The organism is Colwellia aquaemaris (assembly GCF_057548755.1).
The window spans coordinates 321,097-345,639 of sequence record NZ_BAAJLV010000003.1 but is presented as its reverse complement, the minus strand read 5'-3'; the positions used below and the strand labels follow the sequence as shown (position 1 = coordinate 345,639).

Sequence of the window (24,543 nt, the reverse complement as noted above, 5' to 3'; positions counted from 1 at the left end):
TGAGCTTGTTGGCAAGTTTGACTAAGCTACTCTTTCACTTGTTCGTTGGTTGTTAAAGCGCTGTCTTCGCCGGCAAACTTATCAACCCAAATAGCAATTGCGCCATCGCCTGTAACATTACAGGCTGTACCAAAACTATCTTGTGCTAAATATAAGGCGATCATCAATGCTAAAGCGGCATCAGTAAACCCAAGCATACTTGCTAGTAAACCAAGGGCTGACATTACAGCACCACCAGGCGCACCGGGCGCGGCAATCATAGTAACACCAAGCATTAAAATAAAGCCCATCATGCCGCCTAAACCAGGTAAGGCAAGCTCAGGTGTTAACAACATTACCGCCGTTGCACAGGTAACTATAGTAATAGTTGAACCGCTTAAATGAATTGAGGCACAAAGTGGTACAGTAAAGTTAGCAACTCCGTCACTTACGTTATTAGCTTTAGTGGCACGTAAAGAAACAGGGATAGTCGCCGCACTCGACATAGTTCCTAAGGCGGTAAAATAAGCTGGTAGCATATTTTTTAGTAACACAGCTGGCGACTTTTTCATTGCCATCGCCGTAGCCACATATAAAATAGTGATCCAAAGCCAATGCATAATCAAGGCAAGCACCAAGACTAATCCAAAAGTTTGTAGTGTTGAGAAAACCGTACCATCAACAGTCATTTCAGCGAAAACACCGGCAATATAAAACGGTAGTGCCGGAATAATTATCTTGCTTAATAGCATTTCAATAACGTCACGTGCTTCATTTAAATTAGTACGTAATGAGGTTGCATTAATTGCACTGATGCCAATACCAAAGATAAATGCAAGTGCTAAGGCGGTCATTACATCAAACAATGGTGGAATACTTATATCTAAAAAGCCTTTAAGTTTTTCACCTTCAGTTGCAGCTTCCAATGCGTTGCCTGAAATCAAACCTGGTAATACTGTACTTGCTACAAGAAAAGCAATAATACCGGCAACTATGGTTGAACCGTACGCTAAACCAACTGTTTTTCCCAATAAGGCACCTGAGCCTTGCGGTAGTGATGCAATACCGCTAGCAATATAAAATAAAATAATTAAAGGAATAGTAAACTTAATTAACTGCCCAACAAAGGTTTGAATTGTAAAGGTTAATTGTACTATAAAGTCAGGGGCGAATAGGCCAATGAGAATGCCTGATACTATGCCAGCAATAAGCTTTAGCACTAAATTCATATGAACTCCGATTGTTATAATATTGAGATTATTGTTATTTTGTTTTTAAGCCAGATAATACTACCATTCTAACCCGATTAATTCTTATCAAGCCAGATTAGCTGTAATTTATTGCTACCTTGTTGTGGCAGATGACTCTTACAAACAAACAAGCCCAGCGCTGCCACTAAGGTTTCGCCGTAATATACCAATGGGATACGTTGACGTTGCCAAGTCGGTATTTTGGCTTCTTGTAACACTTTTTTTAACGCCCGTGATTTATCACGATAATGCGGTAAACACTTAGGATTATCATGGCTAAAACGAATACTCACTACCTGCCCCGGCTGTGGCGCATCAATACCAATGACTTGATGATCGCCTGCTAAATGCTGTCCCTCAATGTCGATACCCGCTTGTTCAATACTTTCAATGAATAACGTTTGAATATTGCCAATATTGTCTGGCAGTTCAATTAACTCATTATTAGTTAATTCAAGCTGTATCCGCCAATTGCTAACATCAGCAAAGTCATCCGTTAAATATAAATTTTGCTGATAGCGACGTAAATAATAATTATCAATTTTAACTGCTGGATTCTTCCCTTCTTGCGCTGATAACTGCTGAGCTACTTGAGACAACTGAGCACTACTTGGCATCAATTTATCATGCTTAGCTAAAAAATAACGTAGCACATTGTTAAAACGTTGCGTACTTAAGTTAAGCAAAGACTCTATTGCCAGTACTTTATCGCTAAAACAAACGTTGAGGTAATCTTCTTCTGCAATTTCATCTAATAAGGTTTGCGCATCTTGGCAATGTTTAACACTACGACTTAAGGTAGTATTAAAACTCGGCCATCGCGCAGTAAACTCGGGCAATACTGTGTGACGAAGAAAATTACGATCAAATATTTGGTCTTGATTTGATTCATCTTCAATCCAAGTTAGGTTTTGTTGCTGTGCATACTGAATAATTTCGGCGCGTGAAATATCTAAAAGTGGTCGCACTAGGGTGTGCTGTGCTAGTTTAGTACTTGACGCCATCGCCGATAAACCTTTCAAGCCCGCACCACGTTTTAATGCCAACAAAAAAGTCTCAGCCTGATCATCTAAATGATGGCCGGTAACTATCAGTGCCGGTTCTTTGCTTGAAGCAATTAAGCATTGATATCGAGCATCACGCGCAATTGCTTCAAGGCTTTTCTGCGGTTGCTTTTGTAATGCTAATTGATGAATAGAAAGTGGTAATGAAAATTGCTGACATTGCTGCGTTGCAAAATCTTGCCATAATTGTGCATTAGCACTCAGACCATGATTAACATGACAAACTTTTATCGAGTTGCTTAATTTTTTTTGCTGTTTTAAGTTCGATAAAGCGGCAAGCAGCACTTGCGAGTCTACGCCACCACTATAAGCCACCACAATATTGGCATTGCCTGTTTTACTAAAAAACGCTAGAAGCGCAGATTCGATAATATTCACAAACGCAAAGTTATTGCCATATTAATAGATAAAAATAAAAAGCGACCAATAATTTGGTCGCTTTTCTTAGTTGATTAACAGTAGCCGAACGACATCAATTTATCGTAACGTTTTTCAATAAGGTCTTCTTTAGACAATTCATCAAGCTTAGCTAAATCAGTCTTTATTGCTTGTTTTAACAGTGCCGCCATCTGATCCATATCGCGATGCGCACCGCCTAATGGCTCTTCAACAACATTATCAATCAGCTCTAATTCTTTAATGCGCTTTGCGGTAATGCCCATAGCTTCAGCAGCTGTTGACGCTTTTTCTGCCGTTTTCCACAAAATTGATGCACAACCTTCTGGAGAAATAACAGAATAAGTTGAATATTCCAACATATTCACTTTATCACCAACACCAATGGCTAGTGCGCCACCAGAGCCACCTTCACCAATAACCGTACAAATAATTGGTACATTCAAACGCGCCATCACTTTTAAGTTAGTCGCAATTGCTTCACTTTGGCCACGTTCTTCTGCACCAATACCTGGATAAGCACCCGGTGTATCAATAAAGGTAATAATAGGCATGTTAAAACGTTCAGCCATTTTCATTAAACGTAACGCTTTACGGTAACCTTCTGGACGTGGCATACCAAAGTTTCGCTTTACTTTTTCAGTCGTCGAACGGCCTTTTTGGTGCCCAATGACCATCACTGGGCGGCCATCTAAACGTGCTGTACCACCAACAATGGCACTATCATCAGCATATGCACGATCACCAGCTAACTCATCAAATTCAGTAAAAATACGTGGTAAGTAATCTAACGTATATGGACGTTGTGGATGACGCGCCACACGTGCCGTTTGCCATGGGTCTAAACCAGAAAATATTTTCTTGGTTAGTTCAGTATTTTTCTCTCGAAGTTGGTTTATTTGTTCTTCTAAATCAAGATCGAGTTCTTGACCATTATTGACCAACTGTAATTCTTCAATTTTTGCTTCAAGTTCTGCAATTGGCAGCTCAAAATCTAAAAAATTTAATGACATATGATTATTTTTACCTATGTTGTCTCTGAGTACCGATCTTTATGAGCACTACTTATTTAAACTTTAACTCGACTTGCTCATCACCCAATAGGGTTTTCAAATCGTATAATAGCATGTCGCTTGGCGATACCCGCCATTGTACTCCCAATTCTAACATACCTTGTGCCTCATCTCTTTGATAAAACACACGAACTGGGCAAATACCTTCTTTGTACGGGGTTAATATTTCCGTAAACTGTTCAATAAAGTTACTTGATAGTTTATTTCTGTCAACTTGCAAATCAAGCGAGGTGACATAGTTCTCGCGCGCATCTGCAATTGTCATAATATCCCGGGCGGTCATTGTAATACCACCAGAGTAATCATCAAAGCTGACCTGTCCACTACAAACTAAAATAGCATCAGATACAAGCAATTCTGCAAATCTATCATAATCATCTGGAAATAAACGAATATCCATACGGGCACTTTTATCATCTAAAGTAACCAATGCCCATCGACGACCACGTTTATTAACAAGTACTCTAACCCCTAGCACTAAACCAACTGCTACCGTGGTTTTATCTTTATTGGTTGGTTGTAAACTTACTAGTCGGCCGGTGGCATAGCGTTTAATTTCACTTAAGTAGCGATTTATAGGATGACCAGTTAAATACAAGCCTAGGGTTTCTTTCTCACCATCAAGCCATTGCTCTTCTGGCCATTTCGCCACATCTTTAAAGGCTTGGCGATTATCTTCGGGTTCTTCATTAATTAAACCAAATAAATCATCTTGTCCCAGAGCTTCTGCTTTTGCATGTTGTTCCGCTGCTTTGATAGCTTCAGGTAAAGATTCGAATAAGGCTGCACGATGCGGACCTGAGTCATCCCTTGGGCCAAGTGCGTCCATTGCCCCGGATTTAACTAGCTTTTCTAGAATACGTTTATTGGTTTTCTTTAAATCAACACGAGCACAAAAATCAAATAAATCGACAAATTCTCCACCCGTTTCTCGGGCGGAAATAATGGCTTCAATCGGTCCTTCACCAACCCCTTTAACCGCACCAATACCATAGACAATTTGGTTATCGTCATTAACGGTAAACTTATATTGACCACTGTTAACATCAGGCGGTAGCAAGTCAATGCCCATGTTTTCACACTCATCAACCAAGGTAACAATTTTCTCGGTATTGTCCATATCCGCCGACATTACCGCTGCCATAAATGGCGCTGGAAAGTGGGTTTTCATCCACAAGGTTTGATAAGAAACTAAGGCATAAGCTGCTGAATGCGATTTGTTAAAACCATAACCGGCAAATTTCTCAACCAAGTCAAAAATTTTCATCGCGAGTTCGCCATCGACTCCACGTTTTACCGCGCCTGCTTCAAAACCAGCACGTTGTTTGGCCATTTCTTCGGGTTTTTTCTTACCCATGGCCCGCCGTAGCATATCAGCGCCACCAAGCGAATAACCAGCAAGTACCTGGGCAATTTGCATCACTTGCTCTTGATACAAAATAATGCCGTAGGTTGGTTCAAGAATTGGTTTTAAGTCAATGTGTTGCCATGTTTCATCAGGGTAACTAATTGCTTCACGACCATGTTTACGCTCGATAAAGTTATCAACCATGCCTGACTGTAACGGTCCTGGGCGGAATAAGGCTACTAGTGCGATAATATCTTCAAAACAATCCGGTTTTAGCTTAGCAATCAATGACTTCATGCCGCTAGACTCAAGCTGGAATACAGCTGTAGTCTCTGACTTCAATAACAAGCTAAAACTCGCTTTATCTTCAAGATCAATAGCGGCAATGTTTATCGGCTCTTTACCTTCTTTAAGCAGCTTTTCATCGGCCATTTCGATGGCCCACTGTAAAATAGTTAAGGTACGTAAACCAAGGAAGTCAAACTTAACGAGACCGGCATCTTCAACATCATTTTTATCAAATTGGGTAACTGGGTTGTTACCTTCTTCATCACAATAAAGCGGCGCAAAATCGGTAATGGTTGTTGGAGATATAACAACACCACCAGCATGTTTACCAGCGTTACGTGTCGTGCCTTCTAAAATACGACACATATCAATAAGGTCTTTAACCTCGCTGTCTTGCGCGTATACTTCAGGAAGTTTTGGCTCTTCTTCAAACGCCTTGGCCAACGTCATTCCAGGTGTTGGTGGAATTAACTTAGAAATTCGATCAACAAAGCCATACGGGTGACCCAATACACGGCCAACATCTCGAATTACCGCTTTCGCCGCCATAGTACCAAAGGTAATAATTTGCGAAACGGCATCACGGCCATAGAGTTCGGCTGTATGTTCAATAACTTCATCTCGCCTATCCATACAGAAGTCGACATCAAAATCTGGCATAGATACACGTTCTGGGTTTAAGAAACGTTCAAACAGCAAATCGTATTCGAGTGGGTCAAGATCGGTAATTTTTTGAGCATAGGCCACCAAAGAGCCGGCACCCGAACCACGGCCAGGGCCGACAGGAATATTATTATCTTTACTCCATTGAATGAACTCCATTACGATCAGGAAGTAGCCCGGAAACCCCATGTTATTGATAACTTCTAACTCAACAGCTAAACGTTCATCATAAGGTTTGCGCTTCTCTGCAAAGTCTGGAGCATCTTTATCAAATAAAAACTCTAAGCGCTCTTGTAAGCCTTCTTCAGATACTTTTACCAAATAATCTTCTATTGTTAAGCCTTCGGTTGGAAAGTCAGGCAGAACGTATTCACCTAATGTTACGGTAACATTACAGCGTTTGGCTATTTCAACGGAGTTCTCTAGTGCTTCTGGAATATCAGCAAAGAGTTGCAACATTTCTTCTTCACTACGTAGATACTGTTCTTTACTATATTTTTTCGGACGGCGTTTATCGTCTAAAGTAAAACCATCATGAATGGCAACCCGAATTTCGTGGGCATCAAAATCTTCAGGGTTTAAGAACATAACCTCGTTGGTTGCAACAACAGGTAAGTCGTAACGGCCAGCTAAATCAACAGCAAGGTGCAAGTAATTTTCTTCATCACCACGCCCTGTTCGTATCAATTCTAAATAGTAACAATTGGGAAAGTATTGTTGATAAAAGTTAAGCATTTGCTCAACAAATTTGTTATTACCCTTTAATAACGCTTTACCAACATCTCCTTCGCGGCCACCAGAAAGTAAAATAAGACCTTTGGCATATTCAGCCAGCCACATTTTATCTATTACTGCCCGGCCTTGAATATGACCACGCAAATAAGCTTTTGAAATCAACTCGGTTAGGTTTTTATAACCGGTATTATCTGTTGCTAAAACAACTAACCGGAATAATTCATTTTCTAGCTCATCACTTTTAACCCAAAAGTCACACCCTATTATCGGTTTGATACCGGCACCATGTGTTGCATGATAGTATTTAACTAAGCCACATAGGTTTGTTTGATCGGTGAGCGCCAGTGCTGGCATATTTAAATCAGCGGCTTTTGCAACAATAGGTTTTACTTTATTTAGGCCATCACACATTGAGAAGTCACTATGAACCCTCAAATGGATAAATTTAGGTGCAGGTGCAGTATTTTTATCGCTCGATTCATGTTCTACATTTGCGGGGACTGTCTCAGACATTAATCACTCTAATTGTTTTTATAATTGACGGCTGAATTAGCAATTACATTTGCTACTGGCTTAAAGCTGCGACGATAATTATCGAGTACGCCATGTTCTATAATTTTCTCTAAATGCGCTTTGGTAGGATAGCCTTTATGCTGTGCAAAACCATATTCAGGATGTAACTTATCTAAAGCTATCATTTCATCATCACGAGCTACTTTGGCCAAAATAGACGCAGCGCTAATTTCTGCAACACGTGCATCCCCTTTTACTACGCTTTCACAAGCAATACTACCGTTTTCACCAACAAACGTTGGGCAGCGGTTGCCATCAACTAGCACATAATCAGGTTCAACATTTAAGCCAAGTACCGCACGTTGCATCGCCAACATAGTGGCGTGTAAAATGTTTAAGGTATCAATTTCTTCAGGGCTTGCACGTCCTACTGACCAAGCAATAGCATGTTGCTTGATTTCATCAGATAGTCGTTGTCTTTTTTTATCTGAAAGTTTTTTAGAATCCATTAATCCTTCGATGGGATGTTCAGGATCTAAAATCACAGCAGCAGTAACAACGTCGCCCACCAAAGGCCCACGCCCAACTTCATCGACACCAGCAATACAATAAGCAACCGGGTATTCAAACGGTTCAAATATTTTCTTAGCAGCAGGCATAATTATTTGTCATCACCATCATAATAAATCAATTACGGCACTTGCCGCTTGTTTACTAGCATTTTGTTTAAGTGTTTGGTGAATAGTCGTAAAAGCAGCATCTAACTCAGCCTGATCTTGATACAAGCGTTCTTCCACTAACGGAAGAATATTTTCAACGGTAACCTGCCCTTGCAACAATTCAGGCACTAATGTTTTATTGGCCAGTAAATTCGGCAACGAGAACCACTTTAACTTCACAAAACCTTTAAACATATGGTAAGTCAAAGGGTTAAATTTATAACAAATCACCATTGGGCGTTTGATAAGCGCAGCTTCAAGCGTTACTGTGCCAGAGGCCGTTAATAAACAATCACTAGCCGCCATGACTTGTTGGGTTTTGCCAATTATAACTTTTACAGGTAATTCTGGGGCAATTTTATTATGCAGTTCTGTAAATTGCTCTGCCCGTTTCTCACTGATCATAGGCACAACAAAAACTAAATCCTTATCCTTAGCAAGTAGCTGTTTAGCCGTAGCTAAAAATGGCTCTACAAGACGGGATAATTCTCCACCGCGACTACCTGGCATAAGTGCAAGAATTTTTTCTGATTGAGATAAGCTAAGCTCTTGCCGGGCAGTAAGCTTATCGGAAACCATAGGAATATCATCCGCCAATGAGTGGCCAACAAATGTACATGGGATTTGGTGCTTATCGTAAAAAGCTTTCTCAAATGGTAATAAAGACAATACCATGTTGGTTGCCTTGGCTATTTTAAAAACACGTTTTTCTCGCCAAGCCCAAACAGATGGGCTGACATAATGTACGGTTTTAATCGCTTGGGCTTTTAACTTTGCTTCTAAAGTAATGTTAAAATCAGGCGCATCAATACCAATAAAAACATTTGGCTTATTGTCGATAAAATATTGAGTTAATGACTTACGAATATGCAATAGCCTACGCAGTCTTCCCAACACTTCAAATACGCCCATCACTGATAATTCGTCCATTTCAAATAAACTATCAAAGCCAAGTGCCTGCATCTTAGGCCCCCCAATGCCAACAAACTTTGCATTAGGATAACTAAGCTGCAACTGCTGCATTAGGCCAGCGCCTAATGTATCACCAGAATGCTCGCCAACAACAATGCCGAAGACCGGAGCATCTATCAAACTTGTTTCTGCCAAGATTTCTTTATCGGCAATTAAATTAGAAGCTAGGTTTTGAGTCATAGTATTAACGAATAATGCCGCGACTAGATTTTTGAATAAAATCTGTAAATAGGCTTAATTCTGGCTGTACTTCTTTTGTAGCAGAAATTTTTTCAACTGCTTCTTCTACAGTAAGACCTTGACGATAAACCGACTTATAAGCACGTTTAATCTCTAAAATTGTACTTTTATCAAAACCTCGACGCTTTAAGCCTTCGCTATTTAGCCCAAAAGGTTTTGCTGGCTGGCCCGAAGCCATAACGTAAGGAGGAATATCTTTTAGTACAAGTGAATTTGCGGCAACAAAACTATGATCACCAATATGACAAAATTGATGTACCCCTGACATACCACCAAGAATGGCATGATTGCCTACGTGAACGTGCCCTGCTATTGAGGCGCCGTTGGCCATGATACAGTTATCACCCACCATACAATCATGGGCTATATGGGTATAAGCCATAAACAAATTATTACTACCAATTTGCGTTAAGCTATTATCTTGAATTGTGCCACGATGTACCGTACAGTTTTCGCGAAAAATATTATTATCCCCAATCACCAGTTCCGTTGGCTCTCCGGCATATTTAAGATCTTGGCAATCTTCACCAATAGAAGCAAATTGAAAAATACGGTTACCTCGACCAATCTTGGTTGGGCCGTTGATAACAACATGCGAACTTATTTCACAGTCATCACCAATAACAACATTTGCCGCTACATGTGTCCATGGGCCAATGTTTACATTTTTGCCAATAATGGCACCGTCTTCAATTATGGCTTGTGGATGAATAAGGGAACTAGTCATACTATAACGCTCTTCTTGCACACATTAAGTCAGCAGAGCAAACAACTTTGCCGTCAACTTTTGCTTCACCATAAAACTTCCACATACCACGGCGCTCTTTTACAAATTCAAGATGCAAGTGCATAGTATCACCTGGATGAACAGGCCTTTTAAACTTGGCATTGTCAATTGAAGCAAATAGGAATAACTCGCCATCATTTTTATCTTCTACTGATTTAAAGCCTAATATACCACTTGCTTGTGCCAGAGCTTCAAGAATTAAAACCCCAGGAAATATTGAATAACCTGGAAAGTGTCCCATAAACGCTGGCTCATTAACCGTAACATTTTTGATGGCGTGAATAGATTTACCTGGCGTGTAATCAAGTACACGGTCCACTAAAAGAAATGGATAACGATGCGGGATTAATGACTTTATTTCTTCAACATCTATTATGTTTTTTTGTGCTTCCAAGATTTATTCCTTAATTTTCAGAACAATAAAAGTTTATTATTCGCCTTTACTGTTTGTTATTTCTTTTTCAATGCCCGCCACACGTTTGTTGAGTGACTCAAGCTTTCTAATTCTAGCGTTGTTTTTATGCCATTCTTTATTTGGCTGACAAGGCATACCTGACGAATAAACCCCTGGTTTATCTAGCGACTTAGTCACCATCGTCATGCCAGTGAAAACACATCCATCGCCAATTTCAATGTGGCCATTCACACCGACTAGGCCGGCGATAACACAATTCTTTCCTATTGTAGTGCTACCAGCAATAACACTACATGCCGCAATAGCTGTATTTTCGCCGATTTCAACATTATGAGCAATCTGTATTTGGTTATCTAAAATGACCCCATTTTTAATAATAGTATCTTCTAACGCGCCACGGTCAATGGTCGTGCTTGCACCAATTTCGACGTTGTCTCCGATTACTACCGTACCTAACTGAGGAATTTTTACCCATTGACCTTTGTTATTGGCATAGCCAAAACCGTCAGCGCCAACTACTGTATTTGCATGAATCGCACAATTTTGACCAATTTCAACATTGTGATAAATACTAACATTTGACCAAATAATAGAGTTCTCACCAATTTTTGTCGAAAGACCAATGAAACTACCAGCGCCGATGCTGACATTATTTGCAATAACAACACCAGCTTCAATAACAGCGTTGGCTCCTATTGTTACGTGCTCTCCAAGTATGGCACTTTTATCTATAATAGCGGAAGGATGAATCAACCTTGCAGGTTTCGGTGTAGTATCAAGGAATTGTGCAACCAATGCATACCCCATATATGGATTATCCATAACTATGGCATTAGTTTGGCATTTATCTATTTCCTTAGCTGATATAATAACGGCACTAGCATTTGTGGTTTCTAATTGGGCACTGTATTTACTGTTGGCTAAAAACGCGATTTGCCCTGACGTTGCAGAGCCTAGTGTAGCAATGCTATCAATTTGACATTGACCATCACCATGTACTTTACCACCTATTTTATTCGCAATATCTGAAAGGTTATAGCTCATATATATTTTACTTCTTTTTTTGACACACTATACAGCATAGATTGAAAGGCAAGCGTTTACCATCGGAGGGCTAAACGCAATATTCCGAACCAGAGTGATTCGGAATATTGTTTTATTATTAGATTGAGATATAGAGAAAAATAACTCAATTAACAAAGGAAAATTGCTATTTAAGTTTACTCACTTGCTCAACTACTTTGTCTGTAATTGTGCTATCAGGCTTAGCGTAAACTACTGCACTTTGCTCAAGAACTAAATCGTAATCGCCTTTTGCAGCGATATTGTCGATAGCTTGACGAACTAGTGCGATAATTTTATTAGTTTCTTCATTTTTACGTGCACCAGTCTTTTGCTGAAACTCTTTGCCTTTAGTTTGGTATTCTTGAAATAGAGTACCAATTTTAGCATCAAGATCTTCAATTTCTTTTGCGCTCATTAATGAACCATCACGCTTTTTCTTCTCTTGGTTATATTTAATGTCTTGCTCTAATTGCGCTAGCACCGCTTTAGCATCTTTAAATTCTTCTTCTAAGCTTTTCATTACTGTGGCAGTTTGAGGGATTTTCCCCATTACTTCCTGGAAGTTTACCACTGCAATCTTTTGATCTGCCGCCATTGCAGAGCTTGCTAAAAATAAGCTTGATGCTGCTGTAGTCATCGCGATAGATTTGATCAAATTTTTCAATTTTTACTCCTAAAATATTTTCTAATATTTATACTTTTATTTTATTATGCGGTAGTTATACCGTCTCATGTTGTTTGGTTCAAGCCTAAAACAAAAAAGGCTTTCTTTTTCCCTAATATAAAGAGCAATATTCTTCTTTTACTAAAATGTTTGGCCAATATTAAAGCTGAAGAATTCAGTATCATCACCCTCTTCTTCTTTTAAAGTCTTAGCGAAGCTAAAAATCATCGGGCCCATTGGTGATAACCATTGCACAGACAAACCAGCAGAAGCGCGATAACGACCTACATCGGAATAATCAGCAATTTTTTCAAACTCTGCTGGTGCCAAGTCTTGATAATCGCTCAACCTAAACTCTGTATCCCAAACATTGCCCGCGTCGATAAAAAAGCTAGAACGGATACTATTACTATAACCTTCATCTAAAAATGGTGTTGGTACGATAAGTTCAAGCCCAGCAAGTGCAATGGCATTGCCGCCAACAGAGCGTTTTGATGCCACAATAGTGTCATGGTCTGGCCCTAAACAGCAACCATTTTCTCCACCTATCGAGTCTGGAGTACCTGGTATTTGTGTTGAATAGCGATAAATCGCACGAGGACCAACTGTATTAGACTCAAAGCCTCTAAGAGTTCCTGAACCTCCGGCTCTAAAATTCTCCCAAAATGGTAGAACTTGATCATGCCCTTCAATAGTACCATAGCCATTGCCATACCCTAGCTGGAATTTAGCTAATACCGTCCAACGTTGATCCCGCGTTAATGGAAAATACCATTTCGTATCCAAATTAACTTTAAAATAATTAACATCAGAGTTTGGTGTCGTCATTTTATAGGATAAACTCTGCTGCGAGCCATCCGTTGGAAATGTTCCTCTATTTAATGTTGACCGTGAAATCGCCGCAGTTAAATCAAAGCTATCAAAAGTTAAACTACCATCAGGATCATTAGGGTCAGAATACAAATCATAAAAATTCTGAATCTGCTCATAGGTTTGCAAACGGGTAATACCGTTACTTTTATAACCTATACCAAAATTCAAACGAACGTACTCATTGATTGGAAAACCTAAGTTCATACCGACCCCATAGGTTTTATTATTGTATTCAACCAAATTCGCATTCCCAGCATCAAATTCTTGATAAAATATATTGCCGCCAAGTGACACACCATCGACGGTAAAATAAGGATCGGTGTAAGAAATATTGGCACTTTTGGAATAGCTTGAAGTATTAATGCTAAAACCTAAACGATTACCCGTGCCTAAAAAGTTATTTTGTTGAATACCGGCATTTAAACTTAACTGTGTTGTTGAACCATACCCTATACCTGCTGTAAATGAACCAGAAGGTTGCTCTTTAACTTCAAAGTCAATATCAACCAAATCATCTTCACCAGGTAGCTGATTGGTTTCAAATTCAACAGTTTCCATATACGGAAGACGTTGTAACCAAGCTTTAGAGCCTTCAACTAAGTTGTTTGATAACCAAGCCCCCTCCATTTGTCGCATTTCACGGCGTAAAACATGCTCCGCCGTAACATGGTTACCTTTAAAATTAATACGATTTACATAGACACGTTTACCAGGGTCGACAGATAAAACCAACTTAACCGTTTTATCTTCTTCATTAATCTCTGGAATCGTCACTACCTTTGGATAGGCATAGCCGTAACGCCCTAGAAACTTACTAATAAGCTCTTCAGAATAAGTAACTAAAGCACCATTATAAAGCTCTTCGGTTTTTATAGGCGTAATAGCACGAATTGTTTCTTCAAAACCTGCCATATCGCCAATAAAGTCAACTTCACTTACCGTATAAACATCACCCTCAGTAACATTTAATGAAATATATACCGCTTTTTTATCTGGCGTCATGGATACTTGTGTAGAATCAACCTTATACTGCAAATAACCACGGTCAAGGTAATAGCTTTTTATGGTTTCCATATCACCTTGCAAAGTTTGCTTTTGGTAGCGATCTTGCGCCATAAAGTCCCACCAAGGGGAATCATAAGTTAGTTCAATCCGCTCAAGTAATTCAGCATCGGAAAACTTCTCATTACCAACAATATTAATTTGCTCAATAGCTGCGGCATCACCTTCATTAAAAACAAGGTTAATATTGACACGATTACGAGGTAAATGAGTAACTTCTGCCTTTACGTCAGCATTATATTTACCAACGCTATGATAAAAGTCTTCTAAACCTGTCTCTATGCCAGCAATCACTGTCATATCCAGTGTTTCACCTACACGAATATCACTACCATCAAGGCTTTCTGTTAATTGCTCTTCTTTTAAATCTTTATTCCCATCAAAAGTAATAGCACTAATCGTTGCTCTTTCACGAACACGATAAATAACGGTATTGCCGTCTCGAGATACCGCTACATCACTAAAATGTCCAGATTTATACAAAGCTTTAATTGATTGAGATATACGAAATTCATTTAAGCTATCACCAACATTAAAAGGAATATGTGTTAACGCTGCGCCTAACGCTACACGTTGTAAACCTTTAACTTCAATATCTTCTACTTGGAAATCTTCAGCTGCTTGTACCGATGTTCCCAAACTACCTAATAATACCGCCAGGGCAAGTTTTTTAATAATCATATAATATTAACTTTGTATACTTCTTCTAGTTATAATCGCGATAAGTCGTTAAATATGGCGATACTCATCAAGCTTAATAGTGCTATAGTACCAAATTTAAAACCTATTTCTTGTATTTTTTCTGGTACCGGTTTGCCGGTAAAAAGCTCTATAAAATAGTAAAATAAGTGTCCACCATCCAACACAGGTAAAGGTAAAAGATTAATAATACCTAAGTTGATGCTAATCAAGGCTAAAAAACCTAAAAAATAGACAAAACCGTAGCCGGCACTATTACCCGCTCCTTGTGCAATTGAAATGGGGCCACTTAAGTTTTTAACTGAAACATCGCCGGTAATCAATTTCCCAATCATATCGAAACTTAATACCACCAAGTTCCAGGTTTTATTAACACTCTGCCCTATTGCAGCGATTGGGCCATAAGACTGTTCAAATAAATATTCTTTTGGATAAGGTTCAGATACAGGCTGAATACCTAAAAAGCCAATGGAATTACCATTACTTTGTTTTGCTTCAGGCGTAACTTGTAATTCAACTAATGAGCCATCCCTTAATACCATCAAAGTGATCGTTTTGTCTGGATACAATTTAATTTGCTCAGAAAATACCGACCAGCTGCCATTTATACTTTGTCCTGCAATACTAATTAGCTCATCTGCAACTTTTAATCCCGCTCTACTAGCCGGCGTATCTTTCCCTACAATCGCTATTTTTGCTTGTACTGGCGCACGGAAAGGTTTAATACCTAAGCTGGTAATTGCCGATTCTTTATCTGGTGAAAAATTCCACCTTTTTGTATCTAATTGGTAATTCTTCGTGGAAACACTATCGTTAGACTTCAGCTCAATAGTAATTTGTTCATCACCTATCGCACTAACTAACGCTAAGTTTACGTCCTGCCAATCTGCCGTTCCTTGCTCATTAATAGCTACTATTTCGCTATTTTTAGGTAGCGCTGCTTGTTCAGCTATCGAATTAGGTTCGAAACTGCCAATGATAGGTTTAACACTTGGTACACCAATCAAAAACATAAGATAAAAAGCAACAATTGCGAAGGCAAAATTAGCAAACGGTCCAGCGGCTATAATAGCAATGCGCTGATAAACAGACTTACTATTAAATGTGCGATCGACTTTGTCGGCACTAACGTCATCTACTCGACTATCAAGCATTTTAACGTAGCCACCTAACGGTATCATTGCTATCACAAATTCAGTGCCGTATTTATCATGTGTACGCCACAAAACTTTACCGAAACCTACAGAAAAGCGTTCAACTTCTACACCATTTTTACGTGCAACCCAAAAGTGTCCATACTCATGGACGGTTATTAACACGCCAAGAGCTATGATAAATGATGCTAAATTCCATAAAACGTCTAACATACTGCCACTTTACTCATGCCTTAAGGTTTCATTTTTTATTATCAAGGTTTGAGCAAAATCTCGAGCCTTTTTATCTAACGCAACAACATCTTCAATTGTTACCACCTTTTCTGAGACAAATTTATTCACAGAAGTTTCATTTATTTTTGCAATATCAGTAAATTTAATGCTTTTGTTTAAAAATGCTTCAACCGCAACTTCATTTGCTGCATTTAATGCCGTGCATGCCCCTTGCCCTTGTTTGCAGGCTTTTATTGCCAACTTTAAATTTGGGTACTTAATAAAATCAACATCTTGAAACTCAAAAGACTGAGTTGTAAAAAAATCTAAAGGTGCAACACCTGAGTCAATCCGTTCAGGGAAGCTCAGTGCATGAGCTATTGGTGTTCGCATATCTGGGTTACCCATTTGTGCTAACACTGAGCCATCTTTATATTGCACCATAGAATGAATAGTGCTTTGAGGATGCAATACAACCTGAATATCTTCTGGTTCGACATTAAACAGCCATTTCGCTTCAATGAACTCTAAACCTTTGTTCATCATAGTTGCTGAATCTACTGAAATTTTTCTGCCCATATCCCAGTTTGGATGGGCACAGGCCTGTTCAGGGGTAACAGCCTCTAATTGTTCATTTTGCCAAGTTCTAAAAGGCCCGCCTGAGCCAGTTAGTAATATTTTACTAACACCATCATTATCTAAATTACAATGACCCGGTTGCAGTTGTGAACGCTGCGGTAAACATTGGAAAATAGCGTTATGTTCACTGTCAATGGGCAATAATTGAGCGCCTGAGCGTTTAACTGCCTCAATAAAAATCGCGCCAGAGGTAACTAGTGCTTCTTTATTGGCTAATAGTACTTTTTTGCCAGCATTCACTGCAGCTAATGTTGGTAATAAACCAGAAGCGCCAACAATGGCAGCCATTACAGTATCATTATCGTCACTGCTTGCGATATTTTCTAACGCTGTAGTCCCAGATAACACGGTAATTGTGTTGAGCTGGTTTTCTAACAGTTTTTTACTCAAGGCATCAGCATGACCTTTAGATACCATCACTACAGTTTTGGGCTTGAATTCTATACACTGCGCTAGCATTAATTCAACACTTGCATTAGCTGATAGGCTAACAACATCGAACTTTTCAGAATGTAAGCGAACAACCTCAAGCGTGCTCTTGCCAATTGAGCCTGTAGATCCCAATATACATAATTTTTGTTTTTGCATTAATATTACCAACCGAAATACGCATAACATAATGCATAAATTGGCGCAGTTGCGGTTAAACTGTCTATACGATCAAGTACACCACCATGGCCTGGTAAGATTGAGCCACTATCTTTTACGCCAGCTTGACGCTTAAACATACTTTCATTTAAGTCACCCAATACTGAAATCGTCGTTATTAGTATAGTTACCGGAATAACAATTTTAAACTGTTCCATATTCCAACCAATGAAGTACCCTGCTATCAAAACCATAACACAGGCAAAAAACACACCTCCAACAAACCCTTCAAGTGTTTTACCTGGGCTAACATTTGGCATTAATTTCCGTTTACCGATTGATTTACCAACAAAATATGCACCAATATCGGCACTCCAAACCATCAAAAATAGGATCATCAATAATTGCGCGCCATGATAACTATCACTTGCGTATTCACTACTTCTTAATACCATAAACGCAAGCCAAGTTGGCACTAATGTTAGCCAACCAAACAAACCTCTCACTGAACGATGACTCGACCAAAAGCCACTACAACGTGGATATAAAAAGGTTAACGCAGCAGATAACAACCACCAAGCTACAGCAAGCCATAACACACTATTTACTTGGTTCAATAATAATTTAGGCTCTTGCCATAATTGCTCAATCGGCAACATATACCATAAAGCAGCTATCAGAGACACAGACACAGCAACAAAAGCTAGCCGGCGACGCTTATTCGCAAAGCCCATCAACGGTCCCCACTCCCAGGCACCTATAGCCATAACCACCAAAATAACAGCAGCAAAATTTGTCAGCGATAAATAGAAAATTGCCCAAATCGCAGCTGGGGCAAGTAATAAAGCGGTTATTATACGTTGTATTAACAAACGGGATTCCTTAAATTACAGTAATATTTATTTTAATTATTAGTTACTTGCTCACCAGTTTGACCAAAGCGACGTTCACGTAAATCAAACATGGTTATCGCTTTAATAAATTCTTCTTCATTAAAGTCAGGCCATAGAACATCAGTAAAATAAAATTCTGCATAGGCGGCCTGCCATAACAGAAAGTTGCTTATGCGAAAGTCACCACCAGTTCGAATCAATAAATCAAGCTCTGGTAGTTCAGCTAAACTTGTCTGCTCATTTAGTGACTCTTCTGTAATATCATCAACACTAATTTTTTCTAGGACGACTTTCTCAGCCAATTGTTTTGCAGCATGGGTAATATCCCAACGACCACCATAGTTAGCAGCAATAGATAGCACCATACCGGAATTATTTGCCGTTAATGCTTCAGAGTCTTTAATCATTTTCTGTAACTTGGACGAAAATTTACTGACATCGCCTATGACACGAAACTTAATGTCATTTTTATGTAATCGCTTAACTTCCCTGGTTAATACGAACATAAATAAATCCATCAACACACTAACTTCTTGCTCTGGTCGTTGCCAGTTTTCACTACTAAAGGCAAACAAAGTTAGTGCTTTAACGCCGTAACGTGCAGCGGTTGAAACAGAAGACCTTACAGATTCTACCCCTGATTTATGACCAGCGACTCGCTTTTTACCGCGTAACTGAGCCCAACGACCATTGCCATCCATAATTATCGCAACATGTTGAGGTATTTTCACCATTTCATCTAACACAGGTTTAGCTTCTAAATCCGTAGTACTCACATAATCTCCATTGTGCTTAATTCTTTTAAAAGTGCGAGTTATTAATCTATATATGCAAAAACGCCGTAGTCATTATCTACGGCGTCATTGATTAAGCAATGAAAATATTAAATTTCCATTAATTCCGTTTCTTTACCGCTCAAAACTTCATCAACTTGCTTAATAAATGAATCAGTAATTTTTTGCACTTCATCTTCCGCTTGATGCATTTCATCATCACTGATTTCTTTTTCTTTATTTAACGATTTAATATCAGAATTTGCATCTCGACGAATATTACGAATAGCAACTTTACCACCTTCAGCTTCACCTCGTACAACTTTCACAAGATCTTTACGTCGTTCCTCTGTTAATGCCGGTAAAGGAATACGAATTAATGTACCTTGTGATGATGGGTTTAAGCCTAAGTCTGACTTTAAAATAGCCTTTTCTACTGCGCCAATCATGCCCTTATCAAACACGGTAATGGCCAAAGTTCTCGCATCAGGCACAGTAATATTACCAACCTGGTTTAATGGCGTGTCCATACCATAATATTCCACAACAATGTTGTCTAATAATGAACGATGAGCACGACCAGTACGTACTTTATTTAAACTTATTTTTAATGACTCAATACTCTTGGCCATTCTTTCTTTAGCATCTTGCTTTATTTCGTCTATCACTGTTATATTCCTGCAATAATTAATCTAAATTTTCAGCGTGGTCGATAGTTGTACCTTCTTCACCACCCATAATAACTGATTTCAATGCACCAGGCTTATTCATGTTAAATACACGTAGTGGCATGCTATGGTCACGTGCCAATGTAAATGCAGCCAAGTCCATCACTTGTAATTCTTTTTCTAATACTTCTTGATAAGTTAAATGGCTATATAAAGTTGCATCAGGGTTTGCAACGGGATCTTCAGAATAAATTCCATCTACTTTCGTTGCCTTTAAGACGACATCCGCCTCAATTTCTATACCACGTAAACACGCAGCTGAATCAGTGGTAAAAAACGGGTTACCTGTTCCGGCACTAAAAATCACAACACGGCCTGATTTTAGTAAGCTGATCGCTTCAGCCCAGTTGTAACGGTCACATACACCAGCCAAGTCAATTGCTGACATTAAGCGAGTGTTTACAAAAGCTCTATGTAACGCATCACGCATCGCTAAACCATTCATAACCGTAGCTAACATGCCCATTTGGTCACCTACAACTCGGTTCATGCCAGCATCAGCTAAGCCTTTACCACGAAATAAGTTACCACCACCAATAACAAGGCCGACTTGAATGCCCATTTCTATTAATTCTTTTATTTCTTGCGCCATACGATCCAATATTTTTGGATCTATGCCAAAGCCTTCCTCACCCATTAGGGCTTCACCACTAAGCTTTAAAAGGATTCGACGATAAGTTGGTTTGGGATTGATGCTCATGTAATAAACATTCCTTCAGAATTTTTTAATTAAAATAGCCAAGGTCTGATCGACCGCCACTATTTTAATACGTTTAGCACCGTATCGAAAGCCTAATATGAAAAAAGTCTATGATAGTGCGTACATATTTTAAGATTAACACCTATGTAGCATGATACTGGCTCATCACATCAAATGTTTTGTCGTATCGTCAGCTTTAGTAAACTGAGAACTATAAAAAAAGCGCCATTTAGGCGCTTTTTTTAAGAAAGTTGCATAGAGCAATAATTCATCAAATGAATTAGCCTTTAGCTGCAGCGATTTGTGCTTCTACTTCAGCAGCAAAATCTTCTTCTTTCTTCTCGATACCTTCACCAACTTCTAAACGTACGAAGTTAGTAACTGTGATACCTTTCTCTTGTAAGATAGCACCAACAGTTTTCTTAGGTTCCATGATAAATGCTTGACCAGTTAAAGAAACTTCACCAGTAAATTTCTTCATACGACCGGTAACCATCTTCTCAGCGATTTCTTCAGGCTTGCCTTCGTTCATCGCCATTTCGATTTGGATGCGCTTTTCATTAGCAACAACATCAGCTGGAACATCTTCAGGAGTTAAGAATTCTGGCTTGCTTGCAGCAACGTGCATTGCAATGTGCTTAAGTGCTTCTGCATCACCTTCACCGGCAACAACAACACCAATAGTAGCACCGTGCTTGTAAGAAGCTAACGTAGTACCTTCTACATAAGCTACACGACGAACATTGATGTTTTCACCGATTTTAGTTACTAGTGCAATACGCTCTTCTTCAAACTTAGCTTGTAAGTCTTCGATAGCAAGCTTTTCAGCTGCAGCAACATCAGCAACTTTGTTAGCAAACGCTAAGAAGTTGTCATCTTTTGCTACGAAGTCAGTTTGACAGTTAACTTCAACTAATGCGCCATCTTTAATGATGATTTGACCTTCAGCAGCGATGTTACCTGCTTTTTTAGCAGCTTTAGCTTGGCCAGACTTACGCATGTTTTCAATTGCAAGTTCCATGTCGCCGTTAGCTTCTTGTAAAGCTTTTTTACAATCCATCATGCCCGCAGCTGTGCGTTCACGTAATTCTTTAACTTGTGCAGCAGTAATTGCCATGAGTTTATTCCTCAATATATAAAAATATCAGTAATTGCCACAACGCAAATACTGTTGTGGCAATAGCAAAATAAAACGTATTAAATACTGAAATTATTCAGCTTCAACAAAACCGTCTTTTTCAGCTTGTACTGCGATGTTTTGCTCACGACCTTCAATCACAGCGTTAGCAGCTGAATCTAAGTATAGTGTCACCGCGCGAATCGCATCATCGTTACCTGGAACGATGTAGTCAACGCCATCTGGATTTGAGTTTGTATCAACTACAGAAATTACTGGAATGCCTAAGTTGTTAGCTTCTTTAATAGAAATATGCTCGTGATCAGCATCAATGATGAATAAAACGTCAGGTAAACCACCCATGTTTTTAATACCACCAAGGCTTTTCTCAAGTTTTTCCATTTCACGAGTACGCATTAACGCTTCTTTTTTAGTAAGCGCTTCAAAAGTACCGTCTGAGCTTTGAGCTTCAAGATCTTTAAGACGTTTGATTGATTGACGAACTGTTTTCCAGTTAGTCAACATACCACCTAACCAGCGGTGATTTACGTAGAATTGATCACATTTAATTGCTGCATCTTTTACAGCATCGCTTGCTGCGCGTTTAGTACCTACGAATAAAACTTTACCTTTCTTTGAAGAAACATTGCTTAATACAGCAAGTGCTTCGTTAAACATTGGTACAGTTTGCTCAAGGTTAATGATATGAACTTTATCGCGAGAGCCAAAAATGTATGATTTCATTTTTGGGTTCCAGTAACGGGTTTTATGACCGAAGTGAACACCGGCTTTAAGCATATCGCGCATAGAAACGTTTGGCATGTTTTTTCCTTTATGGGGTTAAGCGTTCATACATCCAATATACACGACCCTTTTTGCGTTTTGCTTGAAAAGCAACTTCGCTGAGCACCCCGGTATACCTTTGCTAGATGTATGTGAGTTTAGTTTTAATATGTTGAATTAATTAATGTTAATTCAACATCAGTTTATGCTAAATACCTTTGAAAAATCATGCATAGCATTTGACAAATTATTTAGCGGCGCATTTTATACCATAAAGAGAGATATTTAGCCAGTATTACCGACTTATTTAGATGTTTAAAACGAAATTATCGAATCAGGGGTAGGATAATTTAAACGAGCACGTTAAAATTAACGCAAATTTTTATTAAATAAAATCACCTCATGTCATCACAAACATCAAATGCTGAACTTTTCTTTATTTACGATAGTCATTGCCCTTGGAGCTATGCATCGACAACATTGGTGGAAAAAATCCTTACTGCTTTTCCGGCCATCACATTCAGAGCTATGCATATCAGCTATTACGACGGTGAAAATAAAGTGTCACCAACCACTATTACCGCTGTTGGCGAATACAGTAAGGTAAAATTTGGCGCTAATTATAAAGACACATTAAATTACCCGAAAGACTCAACACTAGTTGCTAATTTAATGTCTTGGGTACAAAACAAGTCAGCAAAATCTGCTTTTGAATTGTTGAGAAAACTGCAACACCAACATTTTGTGCTGGGAAACGAATTACTCGATAAAGAAAGCGTTATTGATGTTATTGAAGAACTTAAACTTTCGCCTCCTGCAAAGAGCTTGCAAGCGAATAAGCTAACTAAAGATGCTGAATTTGCCATTCATGATATCATTGAAATTCAGGAATTCATTGGTACACAAGCCATTCCCGCTTTGCTATTAGCGCATAATGACAATTTAGTTTTATTAAACCACAACCTATACTTAGAAAAGCCAAGTGCAATTGTTGATGCCGTAAAACTAGAACTTGAAAATTTATCCTAGTCAAATAACTATCATCACACATTTCAGAAAAAGATAAGTTGTATCAAACAGGCTTTACCTAGCAGTACGGCCTTTTTGTTTATGCTTTGCAGTTCAAATTAACCTTCCTAGTTATCTAAATTCTCCCCGCTATCTTTAGTATTACGATTGGGAAAAATTCAAAAAACATGTAAAATCACCAACAATAATTATTTACGCTAAGACTTACGACTAAATTTACCTATTAAATAGTGATAAGTTTGCTTTTAGCGACATTAAAATACAGGTACTTTGAGGCTTTATGACAATTACGATTAAAAATCAGCAAGAAATTGAAAAAATGAGAATTGCAGGAAAACTTGCTGCAGAAGTATTAGAAATGATTGAGCCCCATGTAAAAGCCGGTGTAACAACAGATGAATTGAATACACTTTGTGCCGAATATACAGAAAAAGTTCAAAATGCCATTTCAGCCCCATTAAACTACCACGGTTTTCCAAAGTCTATATGTACATCTGTTAACCATGTTGTTTGTCACGGAATTCCCAATGATGTACCTCTGAACGATGGTGATATTATTAATATCGATATTACAGTGATTAAAGATGGTTACCACGGCGATACCAGTAAAATGTTTTTAATTGGCGAAACAACAGCTGAAGACAATCGTTTATGTCGAATTACACAAGAAGCGTTATATTTAGGCCTAAAAAAAGTAAAACCGGGTAATACCTTTGGCGAAATAGGCACAGCGATTCAAAAATTTATAAAAAAATCAGGTCGCTACTCAATCGTAAAAGAATATTGTGGTCATGGCATCGGTAAAGAATTTCATGAAGAACCACAAATTGTTCATTATAAAAATAACGATAAAGAAAAAATGCAAGAAGGCATGTGTTTTACGGTTGAGCCAATGATCAACTTAGGGCGTGCCAATACATTACTTGATAAAGAAGACAATTGGACGGTATACACACTTGATGGCAAAAAGTCAGCACAGTGGGAGCATACTGTGGTAGTAACCAAAACCGGCTGTGAAGTACTTACCTTACGTAAAGACGATACCATACCAAGAATGCTACATAACTAATTATTATCATATAAAATATGTAATCATTAAAAATGTGGGGTTTGTGACAAGT

At 38.7% G+C, this 24,543-nt stretch carries 21 protein-coding genes; 2 read left to right on the top strand and 19 right to left on the bottom strand.

From position 1 onward, the window contains the following. Window positions 1–26: 26 nt before the first annotated feature. The 19 genes from AC27HL_RS11035 to rpsB form a co-directional block, all read right to left on the bottom strand. The gene (locus tag AC27HL_RS11035) at window positions 27–1,208 is read right to left on the bottom strand and encodes a dicarboxylate/amino acid:cation symporter (protein WP_487081042.1); all 1,182 of its coding nucleotides are present in this window, start codon (window positions 1,206–1,208) and stop codon (window positions 27–29) included. Between the two features lie 77 nt (window positions 1,209–1,285). Then, window positions 1,286–2,671 carry a tRNA lysidine(34) synthetase TilS gene (gene tilS, locus AC27HL_RS11030; protein WP_487081041.1) on the bottom strand — a complete coding sequence of 462 codons (1,386 nt, stop codon included), beginning with the start codon at window positions 2,669–2,671 and terminating at the stop codon, window positions 1,286–1,288. Window positions 2,672–2,745: 74 nt separating this feature from the next. After that, a complete protein-coding gene (gene accA / locus AC27HL_RS11025) occupies window positions 2,746–3,702 on the bottom strand; it encodes an acetyl-CoA carboxylase carboxyl transferase subunit alpha (RefSeq protein WP_487081040.1) in 957 nt (318 codons plus the stop codon). Window positions 3,703–3,754: 52 nt separating this feature from the next. Continuing rightward, on the bottom strand, window positions 3,755–7,207 hold the full coding sequence (dnaE, locus tag AC27HL_RS11020) for a DNA polymerase III subunit alpha (RefSeq protein WP_487081220.1): 3,453 nt from the start codon (window positions 7,205–7,207) through the stop codon (window positions 3,755–3,757). A 110-nt stretch (window positions 7,208–7,317) separates the two neighbouring features. Further along, complete coding sequence (gene rnhB, locus AC27HL_RS11015; protein WP_487081039.1) at window positions 7,318–7,968, bottom strand: ribonuclease HII; 651 nt, start codon at window positions 7,966–7,968, stop codon at window positions 7,318–7,320. A gap of 18 nt (window positions 7,969–7,986) precedes the next feature. Further along, complete coding sequence (gene lpxB / locus AC27HL_RS11010; RefSeq protein WP_487081038.1) at window positions 7,987–9,180, bottom strand: lipid-A-disaccharide synthase; 1,194 nt, start codon at window positions 9,178–9,180, stop codon at window positions 7,987–7,989. Between the two features lie 4 nt (window positions 9,181–9,184). Continuing rightward, a complete protein-coding gene (lpxA, locus tag AC27HL_RS11005) occupies window positions 9,185–9,967 on the bottom strand; it encodes an acyl-ACP--UDP-N-acetylglucosamine O-acyltransferase (protein WP_487081037.1) in 783 nt (260 codons plus the stop codon). 1 nt (window position 9,968) lies between these two features. Further along, a complete protein-coding gene (gene fabZ / locus AC27HL_RS11000; RefSeq protein WP_487081036.1) occupies window positions 9,969–10,421 on the bottom strand; it encodes a 3-hydroxyacyl-ACP dehydratase FabZ in 453 nt (150 codons plus the stop codon). Between the two features lie 36 nt (window positions 10,422–10,457). Next, window positions 10,458–11,486 carry a UDP-3-O-(3-hydroxymyristoyl)glucosamine N-acyltransferase gene (gene lpxD / locus AC27HL_RS10995; RefSeq protein WP_487081035.1) on the bottom strand — a complete coding sequence of 343 codons (1,029 nt, stop codon included), beginning with the start codon at window positions 11,484–11,486 and terminating at the stop codon, window positions 10,458–10,460. Window positions 11,487–11,652: 166 nt separating this feature from the next. Next, window positions 11,653–12,171 (bottom strand): OmpH/Skp family outer membrane protein, encoded by a 519-nt coding sequence (locus tag AC27HL_RS10990; protein ID WP_487081034.1) that lies wholly within the window; start codon window positions 12,169–12,171, stop codon window positions 11,653–11,655. Between the two features lie 141 nt (window positions 12,172–12,312). After that, a complete protein-coding gene (gene bamA, locus AC27HL_RS10985) occupies window positions 12,313–14,787 on the bottom strand; it encodes an outer membrane protein assembly factor BamA (protein ID WP_487081033.1) in 2,475 nt (824 codons plus the stop codon). Window positions 14,788–14,816: 29 nt separating this feature from the next. After that, window positions 14,817–16,172, bottom strand: coding sequence for a sigma E protease regulator RseP (gene rseP / locus AC27HL_RS10980; RefSeq protein WP_487081032.1), 1,356 nt, complete (start codon window positions 16,170–16,172; stop codon window positions 14,817–14,819). A gap of 9 nt (window positions 16,173–16,181) precedes the next feature. Continuing rightward, window positions 16,182–17,399 (bottom strand): 1-deoxy-D-xylulose-5-phosphate reductoisomerase, encoded by a 1,218-nt coding sequence (gene ispC, locus AC27HL_RS10975; protein ID WP_487081031.1) that lies wholly within the window; start codon window positions 17,397–17,399, stop codon window positions 16,182–16,184. A 5-nt stretch (window positions 17,400–17,404) separates the two neighbouring features. Further along, entirely contained in the window at window positions 17,405–18,271 is an 867-nt protein-coding gene (locus tag AC27HL_RS10970) for a phosphatidate cytidylyltransferase (protein ID WP_487081030.1), read from the bottom strand. 32 nt (window positions 18,272–18,303) lie between these two features. Continuing rightward, the gene (uppS, locus tag AC27HL_RS10965; RefSeq protein WP_487081219.1) at window positions 18,304–19,026 is read right to left on the bottom strand and encodes a polyprenyl diphosphate synthase; all 723 of its coding nucleotides are present in this window, start codon (window positions 19,024–19,026) and stop codon (window positions 18,304–18,306) included. Window positions 19,027–19,175: 149 nt separating this feature from the next. Beyond that, complete coding sequence (frr, locus tag AC27HL_RS10960) at window positions 19,176–19,733, bottom strand: ribosome recycling factor (RefSeq protein WP_487081029.1); 558 nt, start codon at window positions 19,731–19,733, stop codon at window positions 19,176–19,178. Between the two features lie 19 nt (window positions 19,734–19,752). Continuing rightward, a complete protein-coding gene (gene pyrH, locus AC27HL_RS10955) occupies window positions 19,753–20,493 on the bottom strand; it encodes a UMP kinase (RefSeq protein ID WP_487081028.1) in 741 nt (246 codons plus the stop codon). Between the two features lie 280 nt (window positions 20,494–20,773). Continuing rightward, on the bottom strand, window positions 20,774–21,610 hold the full coding sequence (tsf, locus tag AC27HL_RS10950; protein WP_487081027.1) for a translation elongation factor Ts: 837 nt from the start codon (window positions 21,608–21,610) through the stop codon (window positions 20,774–20,776). Between the two features lie 93 nt (window positions 21,611–21,703). After that, window positions 21,704–22,432 carry a 30S ribosomal protein S2 gene (gene rpsB / locus AC27HL_RS10945; RefSeq protein WP_487081026.1) on the bottom strand — a complete coding sequence of 243 codons (729 nt, stop codon included), beginning with the start codon at window positions 22,430–22,432 and terminating at the stop codon, window positions 21,704–21,706. Between the two features lie 363 nt (window positions 22,433–22,795). Between rpsB and AC27HL_RS10940 the strand changes: the two genes are divergently transcribed. Next, window positions 22,796–23,422 carry a hypothetical protein gene (locus tag AC27HL_RS10940; RefSeq protein WP_487081025.1) on the top strand — a complete coding sequence of 209 codons (627 nt, stop codon included), beginning with the start codon at window positions 22,796–22,798 and terminating at the stop codon, window positions 23,420–23,422. 280 nt (window positions 23,423–23,702) lie between these two features. Continuing rightward, complete coding sequence (gene map, locus AC27HL_RS10935) at window positions 23,703–24,491, top strand: type I methionyl aminopeptidase (RefSeq protein WP_487081024.1); 789 nt, start codon at window positions 23,703–23,705, stop codon at window positions 24,489–24,491. Window positions 24,492–24,543: the final 52 nt, after the last annotated feature.

What these genes read in the sequence shown, in the direction of transcription:
- AC27HL_RS11035 (WP_487081042.1), bottom strand. Translation starts at nt 1,208, where the DNA reads ATGAATTTAGTGCTAAAGCTTATTGCTGGCATAGTATCAGGCATTCTC.
- accA (WP_487081040.1), bottom strand. Translation starts at nt 3,702, where the DNA reads ATGTCATTAAATTTTTTAGATTTTGAGCTGCCAATTGCAGAACTTGAA.
- dnaE (WP_487081220.1), bottom strand. Translation starts at nt 7,207, where the DNA reads ATGTGTGATGGCCTAAATAAAGTAAAACCTATTGTTGCAAAAGCCGCT.
- rnhB (WP_487081039.1), bottom strand. Translation starts at nt 7,968, where the DNA reads ATGCCTGCTGCTAAGAAAATATTTGAACCGTTTGAATACCCGGTTGCT.
- lpxB (WP_487081038.1), bottom strand. Translation starts at nt 9,180, where the DNA reads ATGACTCAAAACCTAGCTTCTAATTTAATTGCCGATAAAGAAATCTTG.
- lpxA (WP_487081037.1), bottom strand. Translation starts at nt 9,967, where the DNA reads ATGACTAGTTCCCTTATTCATCCACAAGCCATAATTGAAGACGGTGCC.
- lpxD (WP_487081035.1), bottom strand. Translation starts at nt 11,486, where the DNA reads ATGAGCTATAACCTTTCAGATATTGCGAATAAAATAGGTGGTAAAGTA.
- bamA (WP_487081033.1), bottom strand. Translation starts at nt 14,787, where the DNA reads ATGATTATTAAAAAACTTGCCCTGGCGGTATTATTAGGTAGTTTGGGA.
- rseP (WP_487081032.1), bottom strand. Translation starts at nt 16,172, where the DNA reads ATGTTAGACGTTTTATGGAATTTAGCATCATTTATCATAGCTCTTGGC.
- ispC (WP_487081031.1), bottom strand. Translation starts at nt 17,399, where the DNA reads ATGCAAAAACAAAAATTATGTATATTGGGATCTACAGGCTCAATTGGC.
- uppS (WP_487081219.1), bottom strand. Translation starts at nt 19,026, where the DNA reads ATGGTGAAAATACCTCAACATGTTGCGATAATTATGGATGGCAATGGT.
- pyrH (WP_487081028.1), bottom strand. Translation starts at nt 20,493, where the DNA reads ATGAGCATCAATCCCAAACCAACTTATCGTCGAATCCTTTTAAAGCTT.
- tsf (WP_487081027.1), bottom strand. Translation starts at nt 21,610, where the DNA reads ATGGCAATTACTGCTGCACAAGTTAAAGAATTACGTGAACGCACAGCT.
- rpsB (WP_487081026.1), bottom strand. Translation starts at nt 22,432, where the DNA reads ATGCCAAACGTTTCTATGCGCGATATGCTTAAAGCCGGTGTTCACTTC.
- AC27HL_RS10940 (WP_487081025.1), top strand. Translation starts at nt 22,796, where the DNA reads ATGTCATCACAAACATCAAATGCTGAACTTTTCTTTATTTACGATAGT.
- map (WP_487081024.1), top strand. Translation starts at nt 23,703, where the DNA reads ATGACAATTACGATTAAAAATCAGCAAGAAATTGAAAAAATGAGAATT.